The sequence below is a fragment of the Pseudomonas sp. B23(2017) genome (genome assembly GCF_002113725.1).
Taxonomy (GTDB): domain Bacteria; phylum Pseudomonadota; class Gammaproteobacteria; order Pseudomonadales; family Pseudomonadaceae; genus Aquipseudomonas; species Aquipseudomonas putida_Z.
In genome coordinates this window covers 396,348-413,508 of the sequence record NZ_NEJM01000002.1, presented here as the reverse complement: position 1 = coordinate 413,508, position 17,161 = coordinate 396,348, and the positions used below count along the sequence as shown (strand labels likewise).

Below are 17,161 nucleotides of genomic sequence, written 5' to 3'. Positions count from 1 at the left end.
GGTCCTCAAAAACCCAGGCTCAAGTGTTCGGCGATCGGCCCAAGGGCCAGGGTCGGCAGGAAGGTCAGGCCACCGACCAGCAGGATGGTGACCAGCAGTAGGCCGGTGAACAGCGGGCCATGGGTGGGGAAGCTGTTCAGCCCTTGGGGCGCGCTTTTCTTCGCCGCCAGGCAGCCGGCCAGCGCCAGCACCGGCAGGATGTAGCCGAAGCGGCCGACAAGCATGGCCAGGCCGATCATCAGGTTGTGGAACACCGTGTTGGCACCGAAGCCGGCAAAGGCCGAGCCGTTGTTGGCCGTGCCCGAGGTGTAGGCGTACAGCAGCTGGCTGAAGCCATGCGCACCCGGGTTGCTGACCGCACCCGCCGGGCCTGGCAGGCTGGCGGCGATGGCGCCGAGCACCAGCACGCCGACCGGCATCACCAGCAGGGTCGCCACCAGCAACTGCACCTCGCGGGCCTGCAGCTTCTTGCCCAGGTATTCCGGGGTGCGGCCGATCATCAGCCCGGCCAGGAACACCGCGATCAGCACGAACAGCAGCATGCCGTACAGCCCTGCACCAACGCCGCCAAAGATCACCTCACCGACCATCATGTTGACCATCGCCACCATGCCGGTCAGCGGGTTGAGGCTGTCGTGCATGGCATTGACCGAACCGTTGGAGGCAGAGGTGGTAGTCACTGTCCACAGCACCGAACCGGTGGTGCCGAAGCGGCTTTCCTTGCCCTCCATGGGCGCGCTTTGCTGTACCTGCGCGCTCTCGAGGGCCGGGTTGGGCTGGTACTCGGACCACAACGCCGTGCTGCCGCCGATCAGGAACAGGGCAAGCATGCAGGCGAGAATGGCGCGGCTCTGGCGCAGGTCCTTCACGTAGTGGCCAAAGGTGAACACCAGCGCCACCGGAATGAGGATGATCGAAGCCACCTCGAACAGGTTGCTCCAGGCCGTGGGGTTTTCGAACGGGTGCGCCGAGTTGACCCCGAAGAAGCCACCGCCATTGGTACCCAGCTGCTTGATGGCGATCTGGCTGGCGGCCGGGCCCAGTGGGATGGTCTGCTCGGTGCCTTGCAGGGTGACCGCATGGGCGTAGTCGGCCAAGGTTTGCGGTACGCCCTGCCACACCAGCAGCAACGCCAGCAGCAGGCACAGCGGCAGCAGGCCGTAGAGGGTGGCGCGGGTCATGTCGACCCAGAAGTTGCCCAGCGTCGTGGCGCTGCGCCGGGCGATGCCGCGGCACAGGGCGACCAGCACGGCCAGGCCGGTGGCAGCGCTGACGAAGTTCTGCACGGTCAGGCCGAGCATCTGGCTCAGGTAGCTGACCGACGCCTCACCGCTGTAGGCCTGCCAGTTGGTGTTGGTGACGAAGCTGACCGCGGTATTGAACGCCAGCGACCATTCCTGGCCGGGCAGATGCTGCGGGTTGAATGGCAGGTAGCCCTGCAACAGCAGCACGGCGAACAGCAGCAGGAACCCGGCCAGGTTGAAGGCCAGCAGGGCCAGGGTGTACTGCTGCCAGCTCTGCTCCTGGCTGGCGCGCACGCCCGCCAGCCGGTAGCAGGCCTGCTCGACCGGGCCCAGCACCGGCGACAGCCAGGTGCGCTGGCCTTCCATGACCTTGAAGTAGAACCGCCCGAGCCAGGGTGCCGGTAGCAGCACGATGGCGAAAAATGCCAACAGCAAGGCGAAGTCGTAACTGTGCATGGCCGCTCCCTAGCTGCGATCGGCGCGCAGCAGCGCCACCAGCAGATAAAACGCCAATGCCACTGCCAGCAGCAGTGACAGCCCGTCGAGCATGTTCATGTGTGGTTCTCCCCGTGGTGCGGCTTGGGCCGCTTTGGGGAAATTGTCCGATCGAGGGGCGTAAAGGGGCGAGATTGGGGGGTGGGGATGGGAATAAAGAAGGTGTAAAGATCGGGGGTTGAGGTTGCCTGAACCGGCCTCTTCGCGGATAAACCCGCTCCCACAGGGACCACACCACTCTCCCGGGCTGCGGAGATCCTTGTGGGAGCGGGTTCACCCGCGAAGAGGCCAGTACAGGCTACGGCTGGGGCGGCTGCTGCGCCGCGTTGCGGCTCCAGTCCAGCAGCAGGCTGTAGCCGACCGCCAGCAAGGTCGGCCCGATGAACAGGCCAATGAAGCCAAAGGCGATCAAACCGCCGAATACCCCCAGCAGCACGATCACCAGGGGCAGGTTGCCGCCACGGCTGATCAGGTACGGTTTGAGCACGTTGTCCACGCCACTGATGATGAAGGTACCCCAAACCCCCAGGAATACCGCCATGCCGTATTCGCCCTTCCATACCAGCCAGCCCGTGGCCGGGATCCAGGCCAGTGGCGGGCCCATGGGGATCAGGCTGAGCATGAAGGTCACCAGCCCCAGCACGATGGCCCCGGGCACACCGGCAATCAGGAAGCCGATCAACGCCAGCACGCCCTGCGCGGCGGCCGTACCGATCACCCCGTTGACCACCCGCTGCACCGTACCGGCCACCAGCTCCAGGTAGTACTCGGCTCGGTCGCCCATCAGGCGGTGCAGCAAGCGCAGGACAAACGCCGACAAGCGCGGGCCGTCACGGTAGAAGAAGAACACGAATACCAGGCTGAGGGTCAGCTCCAGCACCCCGCTGCCGATCTGCGCGCTGCGCGCCAGCAACCAGTTGCCCACCTGCCCCAGGTGCGGCTTGACCGAGGCCAGCAAGGCCGCGCCCTGCTGGTCCAGCGATTGCCACCAGCTGACCAGGCGCTCGCCAACCAACGGGATGCCACCCAGCCAGGCCGGGGCATCGGGCAGGCCGTCCACCTGCACGTCACGCACGAACGCCGTCGCATCGCGAATGTGGTCGGCCAGGTTGAATCCCAGCCACACCAGCGGCAGCGCCACGATCAGGATCCAGGCAGTGGTCAGCAGGCTGGCCGCCAGGGTTTCGCGCCCGCCCAGCGCACGCGTCAGCAAGCGCATCAACGGCCAGCTGGCAAAGGCCAGGATGGCCCCCCACAACAGCGCTGAAATGAAAGGTGCCATCACCCACAGGCCGGCACCCAGCAGCGCCAGCAGCAGAATCTGGACCAGCAAGCGGTCATTGTTAGCCATGGTGGTGCCCGTTCAACGGATCAGTTCAAGGTGCAGGCCGTCGGTAGGCGCGCTACCGACTTCGAGGCGACCATTGCGCACCCCCGCCTTGACCAAGGCCTCGCGCCAGGCTTCAGCCTGGGCGCCACTGAGGCTGGCACGCAGGGTGCTGTCGAGGTTCAGGCTGCGGGCCAGCAGGTTCGCCCAGGCGTCTTGCGGCGCGGCCAAGTCAGGGTAGTCGAGCTTGCCGGTGTCGCGCATTTCGCGCAGCACCGTGGCGGCGGTCGGCAGCAGTTCGCCCAGCGGGCTGCCGGCGACGAACTCTTCCACGTGCAGGTAGGCGCGGCGGTTGCCGCGGGTGACGCTGTACAGCGCAACCAGGGTGTCGGCCTGCTCCGCCGAGCGGCGCAGCAGGATGAACGCCTGCTGCTCGTCGCCGCCGTTGAGGCGGGCATTGGCGAACACATCATTGGCCCACAGGCTGGCCTCGCCGCAATCGCGGCCCTGGCACCAGAACAGCGGGTAGCCGCCGTCGCGCTGCAGTGCTTCGCGAGCGCTGGTGAAGGCTTCGCGGGCGGTACGCTCGACCGGCAGTTCGTAGGTTACCGAGCTGACCTGGCCACGGCTTTCGACCTTGTCCTCGACCCGCAGGCGGCCGCTGATCTTGCGCAGCGGGCCCATGGGGTAGACACGCTCCTGCTCCACGGCCGGGCGCTGGTCGACCACCTTGGCGTCCACCGGTACCGGCAGGCTGCCGGCCCACAAAACGGGGCTGGCGAACACCAGGCAGGCAGCGAAGGCATTACGGATGGCAACAGGCGCGCTCATTGGCGAACCAGGCGGCGCTCAGCGCCGAGGTGAAGCTCCAGGATGTCTGGCAGTTGCATGGTTGTCTCCCTGTTCAACCCGCCAAGCCTCGACACTTGTCCGGTGCAAGTCAAGCAAAGCCAAAGAAGCGATTGAAACAGTCTGCGACAAGGGCCGCGCCCTGCTCATCGTTCAGGTGCAGGTGATGGCCACCGGGCAGCGTCACCTGCTCGAAGGGTAGCTGCTCCAGCAACCCTGTGTGGCGCGCCAGCATGCCGTCGGCAGCCACCACCAGGCGCGCCGGGCAACTTACCCGGCGCACGTAGGCCATGGCCTGGGCCTCGCTCAGGCGCACTGGCGAAGGCAGGGTCAGGCGGCTGTCGCTGCGCCAGCTGTAACCGCCGGGCACCGGCATCAGGCCACGCTGGGCCAGCAGCTCGGCTGCCTCGCGGCTGACCGCGACCATGCCTTTCATGCGTGCCTGCACGCCCTGCTCCAGTGTGGTGTACACCGACTTGCGCTTGCCATCCAGGCGTAACTGGGCCTGCAGTGCCATGCCCAGCCGCTCGCCGGCATCCTGCTCGGCGCCGGTCGGCGGGATGACGCCGTCGATCAGGGCCAGATGGCTGACCCGCTCCGGCAGCGCGCCAGCCAGTTGCACGGAAATGATTGCCCCCAGCGAATGGCCCAGCAGGGCGAACCGTTGCCAACCCAGCTGCTCGGCCACCCGCAGCACGTCATGGGCGTAGTCGGCCAGGGCATAGCCAGCGCCGAGCGGCCGGTGCTCGGAGTAACCATGCCCGGCCAGGTCCAGGGCGACGATGCGCAGGCCTTTCAGCTGCGGCGCCAGGCGGGCGAAGCTGTTGGCGTTGTCCAGCCAGCCATGCAGGGCGATTACCGGCAGCCCGTCCTCGGGGCCGAACAGGTGCGCTGCCAGTTCGATATGGCCCAGGCTCAGGCGGATTTCCTCGACCTGCGCGCTCATGCCTGGCTCCAGCGGTCGAACAAGCCCTTGATCAGGCTGGCGGTGTCGGTTGGTCGCTCCAGCGGGAACATGTGGCCACCCGGCACGCTGTGGAACTCGCCCCTGGGCATGCCGCGCACGGCCAGTGTGTGGTGGCGGCGAATGACGTTGCTGCGCTCGCCGCGGACCATGGCCAGCGGCACCTGCAATTGCCGCGCGGGCGCAGGGCTGGTATGCGGGATGCTGCGGTAGATGCTGATTTCCGTGGCCGGGTCGAAGCGCAACTGCAGCCCCTGCTCCATCGCCTGAAGGCCGTGCTCTATGTAGGCATCGAGGCAGTCGGGGTCGAAATGGCGAAACAGTGACTTGCCGGCGAAATAGTCTCGGGCACTGTCGCGGTCATTGAAGGTTTCGCGGCGCCCCAGGGTGCGGCCAGCCGGGGTGATACGGTCAATGAAGCCAAAGCGCTTGGCGGTGCGCAGCAGCCACTGGTCGGCGCGGGTGAGCACCGGCGAGTCGAGCATCACCACGCCGCGGTAGTACTCGGGGCAGCGCAAGGCTGCGTGCAGGTGCAACACCCCGCCCAGCGAATGGCCGACGCCCCATACCGGCTGGTCCTGCCGGGCCAGGTGGTGCAGCAGTTCATCGACCAGGCTCTGCCAGTTGTCGTCCACCGGAAAGCGCGGATCGTGGCCGTGCTGGGCCAGGTGCTGCACCTGATAGTCCGGTGCCAGGGCGGCGAACAGCTTGCCGTAGGTGGCCGAGGGGAAACCGTTGGCATGGGCGAAGAAGATCTGCTGCGACATGGCGCCGGGTCCGGATGGGGGATGATGGCCCATTGTCGGTATCGCGGGGCAGTTCGGCAACGTCCGGAAAGGTCATCGGCGAGGGCTATCAGGTCAGGCTTGCGGGAGATCGCCCAGCCCTTTGGGCTGCGCTGTCGCGTAGATAACTGAGTTCGCAAGCAATCCGCAAACACTGTGGGAGCGGCTTTAGCCGCGAAGAATCCAACACGGTGCATGGCACCGGCTGCGCCGGTGTTCGCGGCTAAAGCCGCTCCCACAGCTCAAGGCGGGGGCGGTACCTGTCCGCGCAGCGCCCCCCCTGGGTTTCAGGCCGGCGAGTTGATCGCCCGAAGGGTCATCAACCCAGCCAGCGGCCAGTCCCCTTCCAGCTCCGCCAGGCTTGCAGTGCTCATGCCTGCCGGTTGCTGCTGGTGGCCATGCTGCAACGCCCCTACCAGGGTACCCACCAGCGGCTGGTGGCTGACCAGCAGCACATGCTCCAGGCCCAAGCGCTCGATTTCGCCGATAACCTGCTGCACATCACTGTCAGGCGTCAGCCAGGGCACGGTGCGCACCGGTTCGGCGAAGCCCAGGGTGTCATGCACCAGGGCGGCCGTTTGCTGGGCGCGTACGTAAGGGCTGGCGATGATCGCCTGCAGCGGCTGGCCCAGCAGGCGGGCGGCGCTGTGCAGCACCTGCTCGCGACCATGGGCGGTCAGCCGGCGCTCGGCATCGCTGTTGGCCCGCGGCTCCGCTTCACCGTGGCGCAGCACCCACAGCTTCACAGCTTGGGCTCCTCGTCACGCACCGGGTGCGGGGCCGGGGCCACCGCGTGCGGCGCCTCGCCTTCCGGGGCACGCGGTGCCGGCCAGTCGGCGAACGGCCAGGGCTTCTGGTCGCTGTGGAAGCTGCCGAAGCGGCCGATCTGCGCCAGGTACTGGCTCAGGCTGTCGCCGAAGTTCATCAGGCTGGCGCTGGGGGCGCCGTACACCAGGCGGTAGATCAGTTGTACCAGCACCAGGCCACCGAGCAGCAGCTCGGCCAGCTGCCAGACCACCAGGAACACCACCATCCACAGGACCCGCAGGATGATCGACTCGCGCTGGGCGCGTTCGGGCGTATCGTTCATGTGTTGCTCCTTGCTGTTGTCAGAGCCGCTGAAGGCTCAGTTGAAACCGCTGATGGAAATGAAATCGACATCGGTCTTCGGCTCGGCACGCATCAGGTGCTCGATCACCTGGTTCAGCGTGCGGCCTTCGAACAGGATGGCATGCAGGCCAGCCACCAGCGGCATGTACACCTGCACTTCCTGCGCCTTGGCCTTGAGCACCTTGAGGGTGTTGACGCCTTCGGCCACTTCGCCCAGGCGGTTGACCGCCTGCTCCAGGCTCAGGCCCTGGCCCAGCGCGTGACCGACCTGGTAGTTGCGGCTCTTGGGCGAGGAACAGGTGACGATCAGGTCACCGACACCGGCCAGGCCGAGGAAGGTCATGGGGTTGGCGCCCTGGCTGACGGCGAAGCGGGTCATCTCGGCCAGGGCGCGGGTAATCAGCATGCTCTTGGTGTTCTCGCCCATGCCCAGGGCCACCGCCATGCCGGCGATGATGGCGTAGACGTTCTTCAGCGCCCCGCCCAGCTCGACGCCAAAGCGGTCGGCACTGGCGTAGACACGGAAGGTACGCCCATGCAGCACGGCCTGCACCTGCTGGCACAGTTTTTCGTCCTCGCTGGCAACCACCGTGGCGGTCAGCGCATGTTCGGCGATTTCACGGGCCAGGTTGGGGCCGGACAGCACGCCGATGCGCGCCTCGGGGGCGATTTCCTCGAGGATCTGGCTCATCAGCTTGAAGCTTTGCGCTTCGATGCCCTTGGTCAGGCTGACCAGGCCCTTGCCGCGCAGCAGCTCGGCATGCGGGGCCAGCACGCTGCGCAAGGCGCTCGATGGCAGGGCGACGAAAATCAGCTCGCTGGCCTGCAGGGTGGCCAGCATGTCGCTGACCGGCTCGACGCCGTCGTGCAGGCGGATGCCCTTGAGGTAGCGCGGATTCTCGCGATTGACGCGCATGGCCTCGGCCTGTTCCGGGTCGCGCATCCATTGGCGCACCGGCACACCGTTTTCTGCCAGCAGGTTCGCCACGGCGGTGCCGAAGCTGCCGCCTCCCAGAACTGCAACAGGTTGCTGTTCAGTCATATCCAATCCGTTAAAGCCAAAAGTTAAGTGGCGACCCGGCCATTATACGGCTCGCCTGCTACAGAACCAGTGTCAGTACCGGCCTCTTCGCGGGTAAACCCGCTCCCACAGGTACAACGAAGCCTTCAGTAGCGGTGCGGTCCTTGTGGGAGCGGGTTTACCCGCGAAAGGGCCATCACGGGTAATGCAGATCACTGGCAAATACGTCAAGGTCAGTTACCATGCCTGTTTCAATCCTGATACAAGGCCGCTTTGTGTTCCCTGGCACGCCCCCGTACCCGCGCCTGCTCATACTGACTGCCCTGCTCGGTGGCCCGGCCGTGGCCGATGACCTGTTCATCGACAACACGGACCTGCCGCAGGTTCTGACCGCCACGCGCCTGAAACAATCCCCCGCCGCAGTCCCGGGCAGCATGACCGTGCTCGACAGCGAGCTGATCCGCGCCAGCGGTGCCCGCGACATCCCCGAGCTGCTGCGCCTGGTGCCGGGCATGATGGTGGGCTACAACGCCGGCAACCAACCCACGGTCAATTACCACGGCAGCAACGTCAACGATGCCCGGCGCATGCAGGTGCTGATCGATGGCCGTTCGGTGTACCGCGCCGGCCTGGCCACGGTGGACTGGAGCGACATCCCCCTGGCCATGGAGGATATCGAGCGCATCGAGGTGTTCCGCGGCCCCAACACGGTCAGCTACGGCGCCAATGCGCTGATGGCGGTGGTCAACATCCTTACCCGCAACCCTGCCGACAGCCATGGCACGCGGCTGAAGATGACCCGCGGCCAGGACGGCATCAATGATTTCTACGCCAGCCACGGCTTCGGCTGGGATGGCGGCGACATGCGCCTGTCGCTGTCCGGCCAGCAGGACGATGGCTTCGACGAGAACCAGTTCGGCCAGGACTACCGCGACAGCCGCCGGCTGACCCGCTTCAATATCAACGCCAGCCACAGCCTGGCACACGACCAGACCCTGGAATGGCAACTGGCGGCGAAGGAAGGCAGCAACCAGCGGCCATATACCTATCAGCCGGTGTTCAAAAAATATGAGGCGGGAAACAACGCTGACGTCAATGCCAAGGACTACGCCGGCTCAGTACGCTGGACCAAGGATTTTAGCTCCGAGCACAGCCTCTATATCCAGGGTTCGGCCCAGCATTTTGACCGCCAGCAGGTCTGGCGCGCTTGCGATGCCTTGCAATCATTCAGCCCCGAACTGACTCAGATCTGGCAAATCAATCCCGATTTTGCCGAGAAAGTAGCTCGCGGAATCGCTGGAGGAACGCCACTTTCGACCAGCGACCCAGTCCTGAGTGAGCTCCTGGAAAAGGTGAAACAGCAATGGAAGGAGGGTGGAGATCAGCAGGTCTGCGGCGACGTCGACCAGAGCACCCGCGAAACCCGCTACGACCTGGAAATCCAGGACACACTGAGCCTGACCGACAGCCTGCGTCTGCTCAGCGGCATGAACTACCGCTATGATCGTGCCGACTCGCAGACCTACTTCAATGGCAGCATCGACGACCAGACCTGGCGCCTGTTCGGCCAGCTGGAGTGGCGCGCCGACGAGCACTGGATCCTGCAGGGCGGTGCCATGTTCGAGGACTCGCGCCTGTCCGGCAGCTCGCTGACCCCACGCGTGGCGGTCAACTACCTGATCACCCCGCGCCATGGCCTGCGTGCGGTGTATTCCGAGGCAGTGCGCTCGCCCGACATGTTCGAGAACAACGTCAACTGGAGCTACACGGTCAAGAACCTGAGCCCAACCCCCAATGCATTCAAGCTGCAAAACGGCGAATACTTCGTCAAGACCCGCGGCCCGGGCGACCTCGACCAGGAACGCATGCGCTCGCGCGAACTGGGCTACAACGGCTACTTCAGCGACATCGACCTGAACATGGATGTGAAGCTGTTCTACGACGAGATCACCGGAATGATCAGCGAGCCCCTGAAGAACAACCAGTACATCGCCAGCAACGCCAACAAGGCCCGTTTCAGCGGCAGCGAGGCGCAACTGGACTGGCGCCCGACTCTGCGCGACCGCCTGCGCCTTACCTACGCCTACGTGGATGCCTGGGCCAGCAACCCTGCCGACCGCCGCCTCAGCGCGCGCAACAGCGGCTCGGCCGGGTGGATGCGCGAGTGGGGCGACGGTTGGTCCAGTGCGCTGTTCTATTATGGCGACGATGCGCTCAACCAGTACCGCTACGAGCGCCTGGACCTGCGCCTGGCCAAGCGCTTCCGGGTGCATGGCAGCAACCTGGAGCTGGCGGCGCTGTGGCAACAGCGCCTGGACGATGAGCCGACCACGGCAATCCAGAACCGCTACGACAGCCGCCACCGCCTGAGCGTCAGCGCGGAGCTGGAGTTCTGATGGCCCTGCTGCTGCGCCTGTTGCTGTTGTGCCTGTGGCCGATGGGGCCGCTGTCCGCCAGCGAAATCGTGTTGGTAGGCGCGGAAGACCAGCCCGGCATTCGCAGTTTCGTCGCTGCGCTGGAAAGCCGCCGGCCGCACGATCACGTGCATTTCCAGACCACCGCCGACCTGCCACGCCCGGGCAAGCTCAAGGCTGACCAGCGCCTGATCTTGCTGGACAACGCCGCACTGGAATGGCGCCTTGGGGAAACCGCCGGCCCGCCGGCCCTGGCCATGAGGGTCAGCCGGGTACAGGCTGAACAGCGCCTGGGAAAGTCGCGGCCCGCGTTCCTCACGCTGCTGTGGAGCGACCCGCCGCTGGGCCGGCAGCTGCGCCTGGCGCGCTACCTGCTGCCGCAGGCCCAGCGCATTGGTGTGCTGTACGGCGAGCACAGCAGCTTTCTGCTCGAAGAGCTGCGCCATGCCGCCCGCGCGCTGGGCCTGGAGATCATTGCCCAGGATTGGCCAGACCCGCGCGACAGCCGCCCTCTGCAACATTTGTTGGCCAACAGTGACGTGCTGCTGGGCCTGGACGATGCCGACCTGTTCAACTCCAAGACTGCGAAGAACCTGCTGTTGAGCAGCTATGGCCGGCAGATGGCGCTGATCGGCCCGAACGCCGGGTTCGTCCGCGCCGGCGCCCTGGCCAGCACCTTCAGTGACCAGGACGATTGGCTGGCGGTACTCGACCAGTTGCTCGACCAGCCACCGGCGCGCTGGCCGCGCAGCCTGTACCCGGTGCGCTTCGGCGTCAGCGGCAACCAGCAGGTGGCGCGCGCCCTGGGCCTTGAACCGATCGATCCGAACGCCGCCGCCAAGGCCCTGGCCGAAGGAGAACCCACCCCATGAGCAAGCGCCTGAGCTGGGACATCCACACCCGCACCCAGATCATCAGCCTCGGCCCTGCCCTGCTGCTGACCTTGCTGCTGATCAGCTTCTTCACCTTCGTGCGTATCCAGGACCTGCGCCAGGAACTGAACCACACCGGGCAACTGATCGCCAACCAGCTGGCGCCAGCCTCGGAATACGGGGTGATCTCGGGCAACAACGAAGTGCTCGAAGGCCTGATGCGCGCCACGCTCAGCATCCCCCACGTGCGCTTCCTCGAGGTGCAGGACAGCCGCAACCACATCCTGGTGTATGTGGAGCAGTCCGACGAAAGCGCCAACCGCGCGCAGCGCGTCGAAGTGTTCCAGGCACCCATCCGCCTGCAGCAGATCCGCCTGGACAGCGACTTCCTGCAACAGGGCAAGGCCACCACCCCGGCCATCGGCGACGATTACCTGGGCCGGGTGATCGTCGGCATGTCCGATGACGCCTTCAGCCAGCGCCAGCAGGAAATCGTGATCAAGGCCGGTATCCTCGCGCTGTTCGCCCTGCTGTTCACCTTCCTGCTGGCGCGCCGCCTGGCCCTGAGCCTGGCCAAGCCGATCAGCGACATGGGGCATGCGGTCAAGGCCATCCAGCAGGGCGAGTACCACACCCTGTTGCCGGTGGTCGATGACAGCGAACTGGGCCACCTGGCGCACCACATCAACAACCTGGCCCACGCCCTGGAGCAGGCCAGCAATGAACAGAAGCAGGCCATTGCCGAACTGATCCAGGCCCGCGAGGAGGCCGAACAGGCCAACCGCGCCAAATCGGACTTCCTGGCGATGATGAGCCACGAACTGCGCACGCCGATGAATGGCGTGCTGGGCATGCTGCAGTTGCTGGAAACCACCCAGCTGAACAGCGAACAGGCCGAGTACACTGCGGTGGCAAGCGAATCCACCGGGCACCTGCTCAAGGTCATCAACGACATCCTCGACTTCTCGCGCATCGAACGCGCCGCGCTGCAACTGGAGCACATCGACTTCAACCTGGGCGAGCTGATCACCAGCAGCGTCCAGTCGTTCCAGCACAGCGCCCAGCAGCGCGGGCTTGCCCTGCACCTGCAACTGCCGGCGGGTATCGAGCAGCTGCAGGTGAACGGCGACCCCACGCGCATCCGCCAGATCCTGCTGAACCTGGTCGGCAATGCGCTGAAATTCACCGAACGCGGCCAGGTACAGGTCGAGGCGCGCTGGCAGGTGCTCGACCGCCAGCTGATCTGGCTGACCTGCAGTGTGCGCGACACCGGGATCGGCATCGACAACGAGCGCCTGGAAATGATGTTCGTCGCCTTCCAGCAGGCCGACAGCTCGATTTCCCGCCGCTATGGCGGCACCGGGCTGGGGCTGTCGATCGCCCGCACCCTGGCCGAACGCATGGGCGGCAAGCTGCGCGGCGAAAGCCGCGAAGGCCTGGGCTCGACCTTTACCCTGGAGATGCCGCTGGCCCTGGCCAGCCCTGCCCCGGTATCGCTGACGCTGCCAAGCGCTGCGCCGCCGGCGGTGGCCGACAATGATCAGGTGCTGCTGGTAGAGGACAATCCGGTCAACCAAAGTGTCATCGAGGCCATGCTGCGTAGCCTGGGCCTGGCGGTTTGCACGGCCGAGGACGGCCTGGAGGCGGTCGAACGGGTCAGCCGGCAGCGTTTTGCCGCCGTGCTGATGGACTGCCGCCTGCCGCACCTGGACGGCTATGAAGCCACCCGGCGTATCCGCCAGCTGCCCAACGGCGCCAGACTACCGATCATCGCCCTGACCGCCAACGCCTTGCAGGGCGACCGCGAGCGTTGCATGGCGGCCGGCATGGACGACTACCTGAGCAAACCCTTGCGCCGCACCGAACTGCAGCGCGTGCTGCAGCGCTGGCTACCCGGTCAGACAACCGCGACTGGCGATAAATGCTAAAGTGCGGCAGTCTTAAACACTGGACAGGACCTTCATCGGACCTGAAAATAGACGTTTCAGTGCACACCTGTACTTCTTTCACCGGGTGCACTGTGACTTTCACCACAACGCAATAGTCTACCTGTAGGCTGCCGTCTCGGACGCGATGCGTATCGGGCCGGCCGGGAAGATTCATCCCCTGCCGCAGGGGGTTATTGAGGAGCTCGCATGACCAAACAACACGCCTTTACTCGGGAAGACCTGCTGCGCTGCAGTCGCGGTGAGCTGTTCGGCCCAGGTAATGCGCAACTGCCCGCGCCGAACATGCTGATGGTCGATCGCATCACCCATATCAGCGAAGAAGGCGGCAAGTACGGCAAAGGTGAATTGGTCGCCGAGCTGGATATCAATCCGGACCTGTGGTTCTTCGCCTGCCACTTCGAAGGCGACCCGGTAATGCCGGGCTGCCTGGGCCTCGACGCCATGTGGCAGCTGGTAGGTTTCTTCCTCGGCTGGCAGGGCCTGCCGGGCCGCGGTCGCGCCCTGGGTTCGGGCGAGGTGAAGTTCTTTGGCCAGGTACTGCCGGAAGCCAAGAAAGTCACTTACAACATTCACATCAAGCGCGTCCTGAAGGGCAAGCTGAACATGGCCATCGCCGATGGCTCGGTCAGCGTCGACGGCCGCGAGATCTACACTGCCGAAGGCCTGCGGGTCGGCGTGTTCACCTCCACTGACAATTTCTAAGGGTTATTCGCATGCGCCGCGTCGTTATCACTGGTCTGGGCATCGTATCGTGCCTGGGCAATGACAAAGCTACCGTCACCGAAAACCTGCGCAACAGCCGTCCGGGTATCCGTTACAACCCGGAATACAAGGAAATGGGGCTGCGTAGCCAGGTTTCCGGGTCCATCGACCTCAACCTCGAAGAACTGATCGACCGCAAGGTCTACCGCTTCGTCGGCCACGCTGCTGCCTACGCCTACTTGGCGATGCAGGACGCGATCAAGGACGCCGGCCTGACCGAAGAGCAGGTTTCCAACCCGCGTACCGGCCTGGTGGCTGGCTCCGGCGGCGCCTCGACCCTGAACCAGATGGAAGCGCTGGACACCCTGCGCGAGAAAGGCGTCAAGCGCGTCGGCCCGTACCGCGTTACCCGCACCATGGGCAGCACCGTTTCGGCGTGCCTGGCCACCCCGTTCAAGATCAAGGGCATCAACTACTCGATCTCGTCGGCCTGCGCCACTTCGGCACACTGCATCGGCACCGCCCTGGAGCAGATCCAGTGGGGCAAGCAGGACATCGTCTTCGCCGGTGGCGGTGAAGAAGAGCACTGGAGCCAGTCGTTCCTGTTCGATGCCATGGGCGCCCTGTCGACCAAGCGCAACGAAACCCCGGACCAGGCCTCGCGCGCCTACGATGCCGACCGTGATGGCTTCGTCATCGCTGGCGGTGGCGGCATGGTGGTGGTCGAGGAGCTGGAACACGCCCTGGCCCGTGGCGCCAAGATCTACGCGGAAATCGTCGGCTACGGCGCCACTTCCGACGGCTACGACATGGTTGCCCCGAGCGGCGAAGGTGCCATCCGCTGCATGCAGCAGGCGCTGTCGACCGTCGACACCCCGATCGACTACCTGAACACCCACGGCACCTCGACCCCGGTCGGTGACGTTGCCGAGATCAAGGGCGTTCGCGCCGTGTTCGGCGACAAGGCACCGAAGATCAGCTCGACCAAGAGCCTGTCGGGCCACTCGCTGGGCGCTGCTGGCGTACACGAGGCGATCTACTGCCTGCTGATGATGGAAAACAACTTCATCGCCGGCTCCGCCAACATCGACGAGCTGGACCCGGAGGTCGCCGACCTGCCGATCCTGCGCAAGACCGAAGAAAACGCCAAGATCGACACGGTCATGAGCAACAGCTTCGGCTTCGGCGGCACCAACGCCACCCTGGTGCTCAAGCGCTGGGAAGGCAAGTAAGACGCTGCTGCGGTAAACGAAAACGCCCCGACTGGTTCGGGGCGTTTTCATTTGTGTTGCCTGTACCGGCCCTATCGCCGGCAAGCCAGCTCCCACAGGTACTGCATAGGCTTCGGAACCTGCGCAGTACCTGTGGGAGCTGGCTTGCCGGCGATAGGGCCAGCACAGGAAAACCCTTATTTCTGTCTGGGCAGTACAGCCAGAAAATTCTCCCTGGCCACCTTGTTGGCAACTTGTTCCGGCAATGCATCCAGAAACGGCCTGAACCCGTGCATCTGCTCCCCAAGGCTACCAAACCGCCCCACCACATCCGAACCCAGCATGAACCGCTCCGGGTATTTCTCGACCAGTGCCAGCCACGCCTTGCGCGGCACACCCCGGTCATCCAGCAGATAAGGCTCCAGCACGCTCCACGACAAATCGACATACAGGTTCGGGTAATCCTCCAGTAACCGCGTCAGCACCGGCAGCAGAAAGTCCATCTGCGTCTGGTGCCGGTGAATCTCCATGCTGCTGCCGGCGTGCGCCCAGATAAACCGCGTGTGCGGGTGATTGCGCAGCGGCTCTTCGATCTCCGCCAGGTACAAGGGGTTGCGCTCGCGTTTGGAGGTGATGTTGGAATGCAGCAGCACCGGCAAGTCGCGCTCGGCTGCCAGGTGATAGATACGCGTCATGGCTTCGTTGTTGGCGCGCGGCGTGTCACCGCTGGTCAGTGCCGTCAGGTCATCGTGGCGGGTGAACACCTCGCCAATGCCCTGCCACAGCCCCGGATGCATATCGAGCATGCGCTCGATATGGCTGGCGGCGTTCTTGTCCACCGGATTGAAGCCGGCCAGGAACGGATGAAAGCGCTTGCGCTGCTCGTCGGGCAGTTGCTGCAACGCCGCGGCTACGTAGGTGTCGGTGGCGCTGTACCAGTAGGCTTCGGCGTCATCCCCAGCGTAATAGCGCGGGCGCTTGGGCTCGTCTTCATGCCACTTCTTGGCCACCGGCACGCCGGAAATCATCGACTGCTCGATACCGGCGGCATCCATGGCCTTGATCAGCGCGGGCATGCCTTCGCTTTCCTGGAAGAAGTCGACGTAGTGCAGGTGGGCATCACTGTAGCGGTAGTCGCGCGCCTGCGCCGCTTGGCACAGCCAGGTGGATAACAGCACGCAGGCCAGCGCTCTGACGATCATGATGAAGCTTCCTTTTCCGGGTACCACACCTCTAGACCGGCCAGCCAACGAGACGGTTCAGCCGCAGCGGGCAAACGCTATGCTTGGGGCATTTCCACCTTGCCTGGAGCCTTCCCATGAGCAGCCCCCTGGTCATCCGCCCACGTGCCGAATCGGTCGAGGGCCAGCCGATCCTGCGCCCGCTGCCGTCGGCCCAGTGCCGCAGCGTCGGCCCGTTCGTGTTTTTCGACCACATGCTCGAAACCGACTATGCCCCTGGGCATGGCATGGACATCCGCCAGCACCCGCATATCGGCCTGTCGACCCTTACCTACCTGTTCGAAGGGGCAATCCTGCACAAGGACAGCCTCGGCTCGGCGCAACGGGTGCTGCCGGGCGATGTCAGCTGGATGACCGCAGGCAGCGGCGTGGCCCATGTCGAGCGCACGCCTGAAGATGTCCTGGCCCATGGTTCACGCCTGCACGGGTTGCAGGTATGGCTGGCGTCGCCACGCGAGCATGAACAAGGCCCGCCAAGCTACAGCCACCACCCGGCGGCAAGCCTGCCGGTCAGCGACAGCCTGGGGGTGCGCATCTGCATGATTGCCGGCAGCGGGTTCTGCCTGGAGTCGCCGGTGCCGGTGCTCTCTCCTACCCTTTACGCGCATGTGCGGATGCAGCCGGCGACTACCTTGCAGGTGCCGAATGAGCATGCGCAACGGGCGCTGTACGTACTGGATGGCGAATTGCTGATGAACGATGAGGAGGTGGAGCCGTGCAGCCTGGTGGTGCTGCCGGAGGGCGAAGAGGTGACACTGTATGCGGAAGGTGAGTGCCAGCTGGTGCTGATTGGTGGCGCGCCACTGGATGGGCCGCGGCGGATGAACTGGAACTTTGTCTCCAGTGACCCGGATCTGATCGAGCGGGCCAGGGCGCGATGGGCAGCGGGGGATTGGCCGGTGGTTTCGGGGGAGACCTCCAGGATCGAGTTGCCGCGCTGATTTTGGGGCTGCTTTGCAGCCCATCGCGACACAAGG

Annotated in this window: 16 protein-coding genes; 6 read left to right on the top strand and 10 right to left on the bottom strand. The window is 65.1% G+C overall.

Going from position 1 to position 17,161, the window contains the following annotated elements; genetic code table 11:
• Positions 1–5: 5 nt before the first annotated feature.
• From kdpA to CAG46_RS05170, 9 genes are all read right to left on the bottom strand, one after another.
• A complete protein-coding gene (gene kdpA, locus CAG46_RS05210; protein WP_085614433.1) occupies positions 6–1,700 on the bottom strand; it encodes a potassium-transporting ATPase subunit KdpA in 1,695 nt (564 codons plus the stop codon).
• Positions 1,701–1,709: 9 nt separating this feature from the next.
• Complete coding sequence (gene kdpF / locus CAG46_RS05205) at positions 1,710–1,799, bottom strand: K(+)-transporting ATPase subunit F (protein WP_003251485.1); 90 nt, start codon at positions 1,797–1,799, stop codon at positions 1,710–1,712.
• Between the two features lie 238 nt (positions 1,800–2,037).
• Positions 2,038–3,090: an AI-2E family transporter gene (locus CAG46_RS05200; protein ID WP_085614434.1), complete on the bottom strand. Its 1,053-nt coding sequence runs from the start codon at positions 3,088–3,090 to the stop codon at positions 2,038–2,040.
• A gap of 12 nt (positions 3,091–3,102) precedes the next feature.
• On the bottom strand, positions 3,103–3,897 hold the full coding sequence (locus CAG46_RS05195) for a DUF4892 domain-containing protein (protein ID WP_025339954.1): 795 nt from the start codon (positions 3,895–3,897) through the stop codon (positions 3,103–3,105).
• Between the two features lie 109 nt (positions 3,898–4,006).
• A complete protein-coding gene (locus CAG46_RS05190) occupies positions 4,007–4,861 on the bottom strand; it encodes an alpha/beta hydrolase (protein WP_025339955.1) in 855 nt (284 codons plus the stop codon).
• Complete coding sequence (locus CAG46_RS05185) at positions 4,858–5,646, bottom strand: alpha/beta fold hydrolase (protein WP_025339956.1); 789 nt, start codon at positions 5,644–5,646, stop codon at positions 4,858–4,860. Before CAG46_RS05185 ends, CAG46_RS05190 begins: the two co-directional genes overlap by 4 nt.
• A gap of 305 nt (positions 5,647–5,951) precedes the next feature.
• A complete protein-coding gene (sixA, locus tag CAG46_RS05180) occupies positions 5,952–6,410 on the bottom strand; it encodes a phosphohistidine phosphatase SixA (protein WP_015271084.1) in 459 nt (152 codons plus the stop codon).
• On the bottom strand, positions 6,407–6,754 hold the full coding sequence (locus CAG46_RS05175; protein WP_025339957.1) for a DUF4389 domain-containing protein: 348 nt from the start codon (positions 6,752–6,754) through the stop codon (positions 6,407–6,409). The genes sixA and CAG46_RS05175 overlap by 4 nt, the downstream gene beginning before the upstream one ends.
• A gap of 36 nt (positions 6,755–6,790) precedes the next feature.
• On the bottom strand, positions 6,791–7,816 hold the full coding sequence (locus CAG46_RS05170; protein WP_085614435.1) for an NAD(P)H-dependent glycerol-3-phosphate dehydrogenase: 1,026 nt from the start codon (positions 7,814–7,816) through the stop codon (positions 6,791–6,793).
• 221 nt (positions 7,817–8,037) lie between these two features.
• Here CAG46_RS05170 and CAG46_RS05165 point away from each other — a divergent pair, with 221 nt between their 5' ends.
• The 5 genes from CAG46_RS05165 (at position 8,038) to fabB (ending at position 14,964) form a co-directional block, all read left to right on the top strand.
• A complete protein-coding gene (locus tag CAG46_RS05165; RefSeq protein WP_178080675.1) occupies positions 8,038–10,191 on the top strand; it encodes a TonB-dependent siderophore receptor in 2,154 nt (717 codons plus the stop codon).
• Positions 10,191–11,081: an ABC transporter substrate-binding protein gene (locus CAG46_RS05160; protein ID WP_085592764.1), complete on the top strand. Its 891-nt coding sequence runs from the start codon at positions 10,191–10,193 to the stop codon at positions 11,079–11,081. The genes CAG46_RS05165 and CAG46_RS05160 overlap by 1 nt, the downstream gene beginning before the upstream one ends.
• Positions 11,078–13,009: an ATP-binding protein gene (locus tag CAG46_RS05155; RefSeq protein WP_085614436.1), complete on the top strand. Its 1,932-nt coding sequence runs from the start codon at positions 11,078–11,080 to the stop codon at positions 13,007–13,009. Before CAG46_RS05160 ends, CAG46_RS05155 begins: the two co-directional genes overlap by 4 nt.
• A gap of 207 nt (positions 13,010–13,216) precedes the next feature.
• Complete coding sequence (fabA, locus tag CAG46_RS05150) at positions 13,217–13,732, top strand: 3-hydroxyacyl-[acyl-carrier-protein] dehydratase FabA (protein WP_003251509.1); 516 nt, start codon at positions 13,217–13,219, stop codon at positions 13,730–13,732.
• 11 nt (positions 13,733–13,743) lie between these two features.
• On the top strand, positions 13,744–14,964 hold the full coding sequence (gene fabB, locus CAG46_RS05145; RefSeq protein WP_075045838.1) for a beta-ketoacyl-ACP synthase I: 1,221 nt from the start codon (positions 13,744–13,746) through the stop codon (positions 14,962–14,964).
• A gap of 176 nt (positions 14,965–15,140) precedes the next feature.
• Here fabB and CAG46_RS05140 read toward each other — a convergent pair whose 3' ends face one another.
• Complete coding sequence (locus CAG46_RS05140) at positions 15,141–16,145, bottom strand: amidohydrolase family protein (protein WP_085614437.1); 1,005 nt, start codon at positions 16,143–16,145, stop codon at positions 15,141–15,143.
• Between the two features lie 116 nt (positions 16,146–16,261).
• Here CAG46_RS05140 and CAG46_RS05135 point away from each other — a divergent pair, with 116 nt between their 5' ends.
• The gene (locus CAG46_RS05135) at positions 16,262–17,125 is read left to right on the top strand and encodes a pirin family protein (RefSeq protein ID WP_085614438.1); all 864 of its coding nucleotides are present in this window, start codon (positions 16,262–16,264) and stop codon (positions 17,123–17,125) included.
• The last annotated feature ends 36 nt before the right edge of the window (positions 17,126–17,161 follow it).

Excerpts from the sequence above, each read along its gene's own strand:
- CAG46_RS05165 (WP_178080675.1), top strand. The coding sequence starts at position 8,038 with ATGCCTGTTTCAATCCTGATACAAGGCCGCTTTGTGTTCCCTGGCACG.
- fabB (WP_075045838.1), top strand. The coding sequence starts at position 13,744 with ATGCGCCGCGTCGTTATCACTGGTCTGGGCATCGTATCGTGCCTGGGC.
- fabA (WP_003251509.1), top strand. The coding sequence starts at position 13,217 with ATGACCAAACAACACGCCTTTACTCGGGAAGACCTGCTGCGCTGCAGT.
- CAG46_RS05140 (WP_085614437.1), bottom strand. The coding sequence starts at position 16,145 with ATGATCGTCAGAGCGCTGGCCTGCGTGCTGTTATCCACCTGGCTGTGC.
- CAG46_RS05175 (WP_025339957.1), bottom strand. The coding sequence starts at position 6,754 with ATGAACGATACGCCCGAACGCGCCCAGCGCGAGTCGATCATCCTGCGG.
- CAG46_RS05190 (WP_025339955.1), bottom strand. The coding sequence starts at position 4,861 with ATGAGCGCGCAGGTCGAGGAAATCCGCCTGAGCCTGGGCCATATCGAA.
- CAG46_RS05170 (WP_085614435.1), bottom strand. The coding sequence starts at position 7,816 with ATGACTGAACAGCAACCTGTTGCAGTTCTGGGAGGCGGCAGCTTCGGC.
- CAG46_RS05155 (WP_085614436.1), top strand. The coding sequence starts at position 11,078 with ATGAGCAAGCGCCTGAGCTGGGACATCCACACCCGCACCCAGATCATC.
- kdpF (WP_003251485.1), bottom strand. The coding sequence starts at position 1,799 with ATGAACATGCTCGACGGGCTGTCACTGCTGCTGGCAGTGGCATTGGCG.
- CAG46_RS05200 (WP_085614434.1), bottom strand. The coding sequence starts at position 3,090 with ATGGCTAACAATGACCGCTTGCTGGTCCAGATTCTGCTGCTGGCGCTG.
- CAG46_RS05185 (WP_025339956.1), bottom strand. The coding sequence starts at position 5,646 with ATGTCGCAGCAGATCTTCTTCGCCCATGCCAACGGTTTCCCCTCGGCC.
- CAG46_RS05135 (WP_085614438.1), top strand. The coding sequence starts at position 16,262 with ATGAGCAGCCCCCTGGTCATCCGCCCACGTGCCGAATCGGTCGAGGGC.
- CAG46_RS05195 (WP_025339954.1), bottom strand. The coding sequence starts at position 3,897 with ATGAGCGCGCCTGTTGCCATCCGTAATGCCTTCGCTGCCTGCCTGGTG.
- kdpA (WP_085614433.1), bottom strand. The coding sequence starts at position 1,700 with ATGCACAGTTACGACTTCGCCTTGCTGTTGGCATTTTTCGCCATCGTG.
- CAG46_RS05160 (WP_085592764.1), top strand. The coding sequence starts at position 10,191 with ATGGCCCTGCTGCTGCGCCTGTTGCTGTTGTGCCTGTGGCCGATGGGG.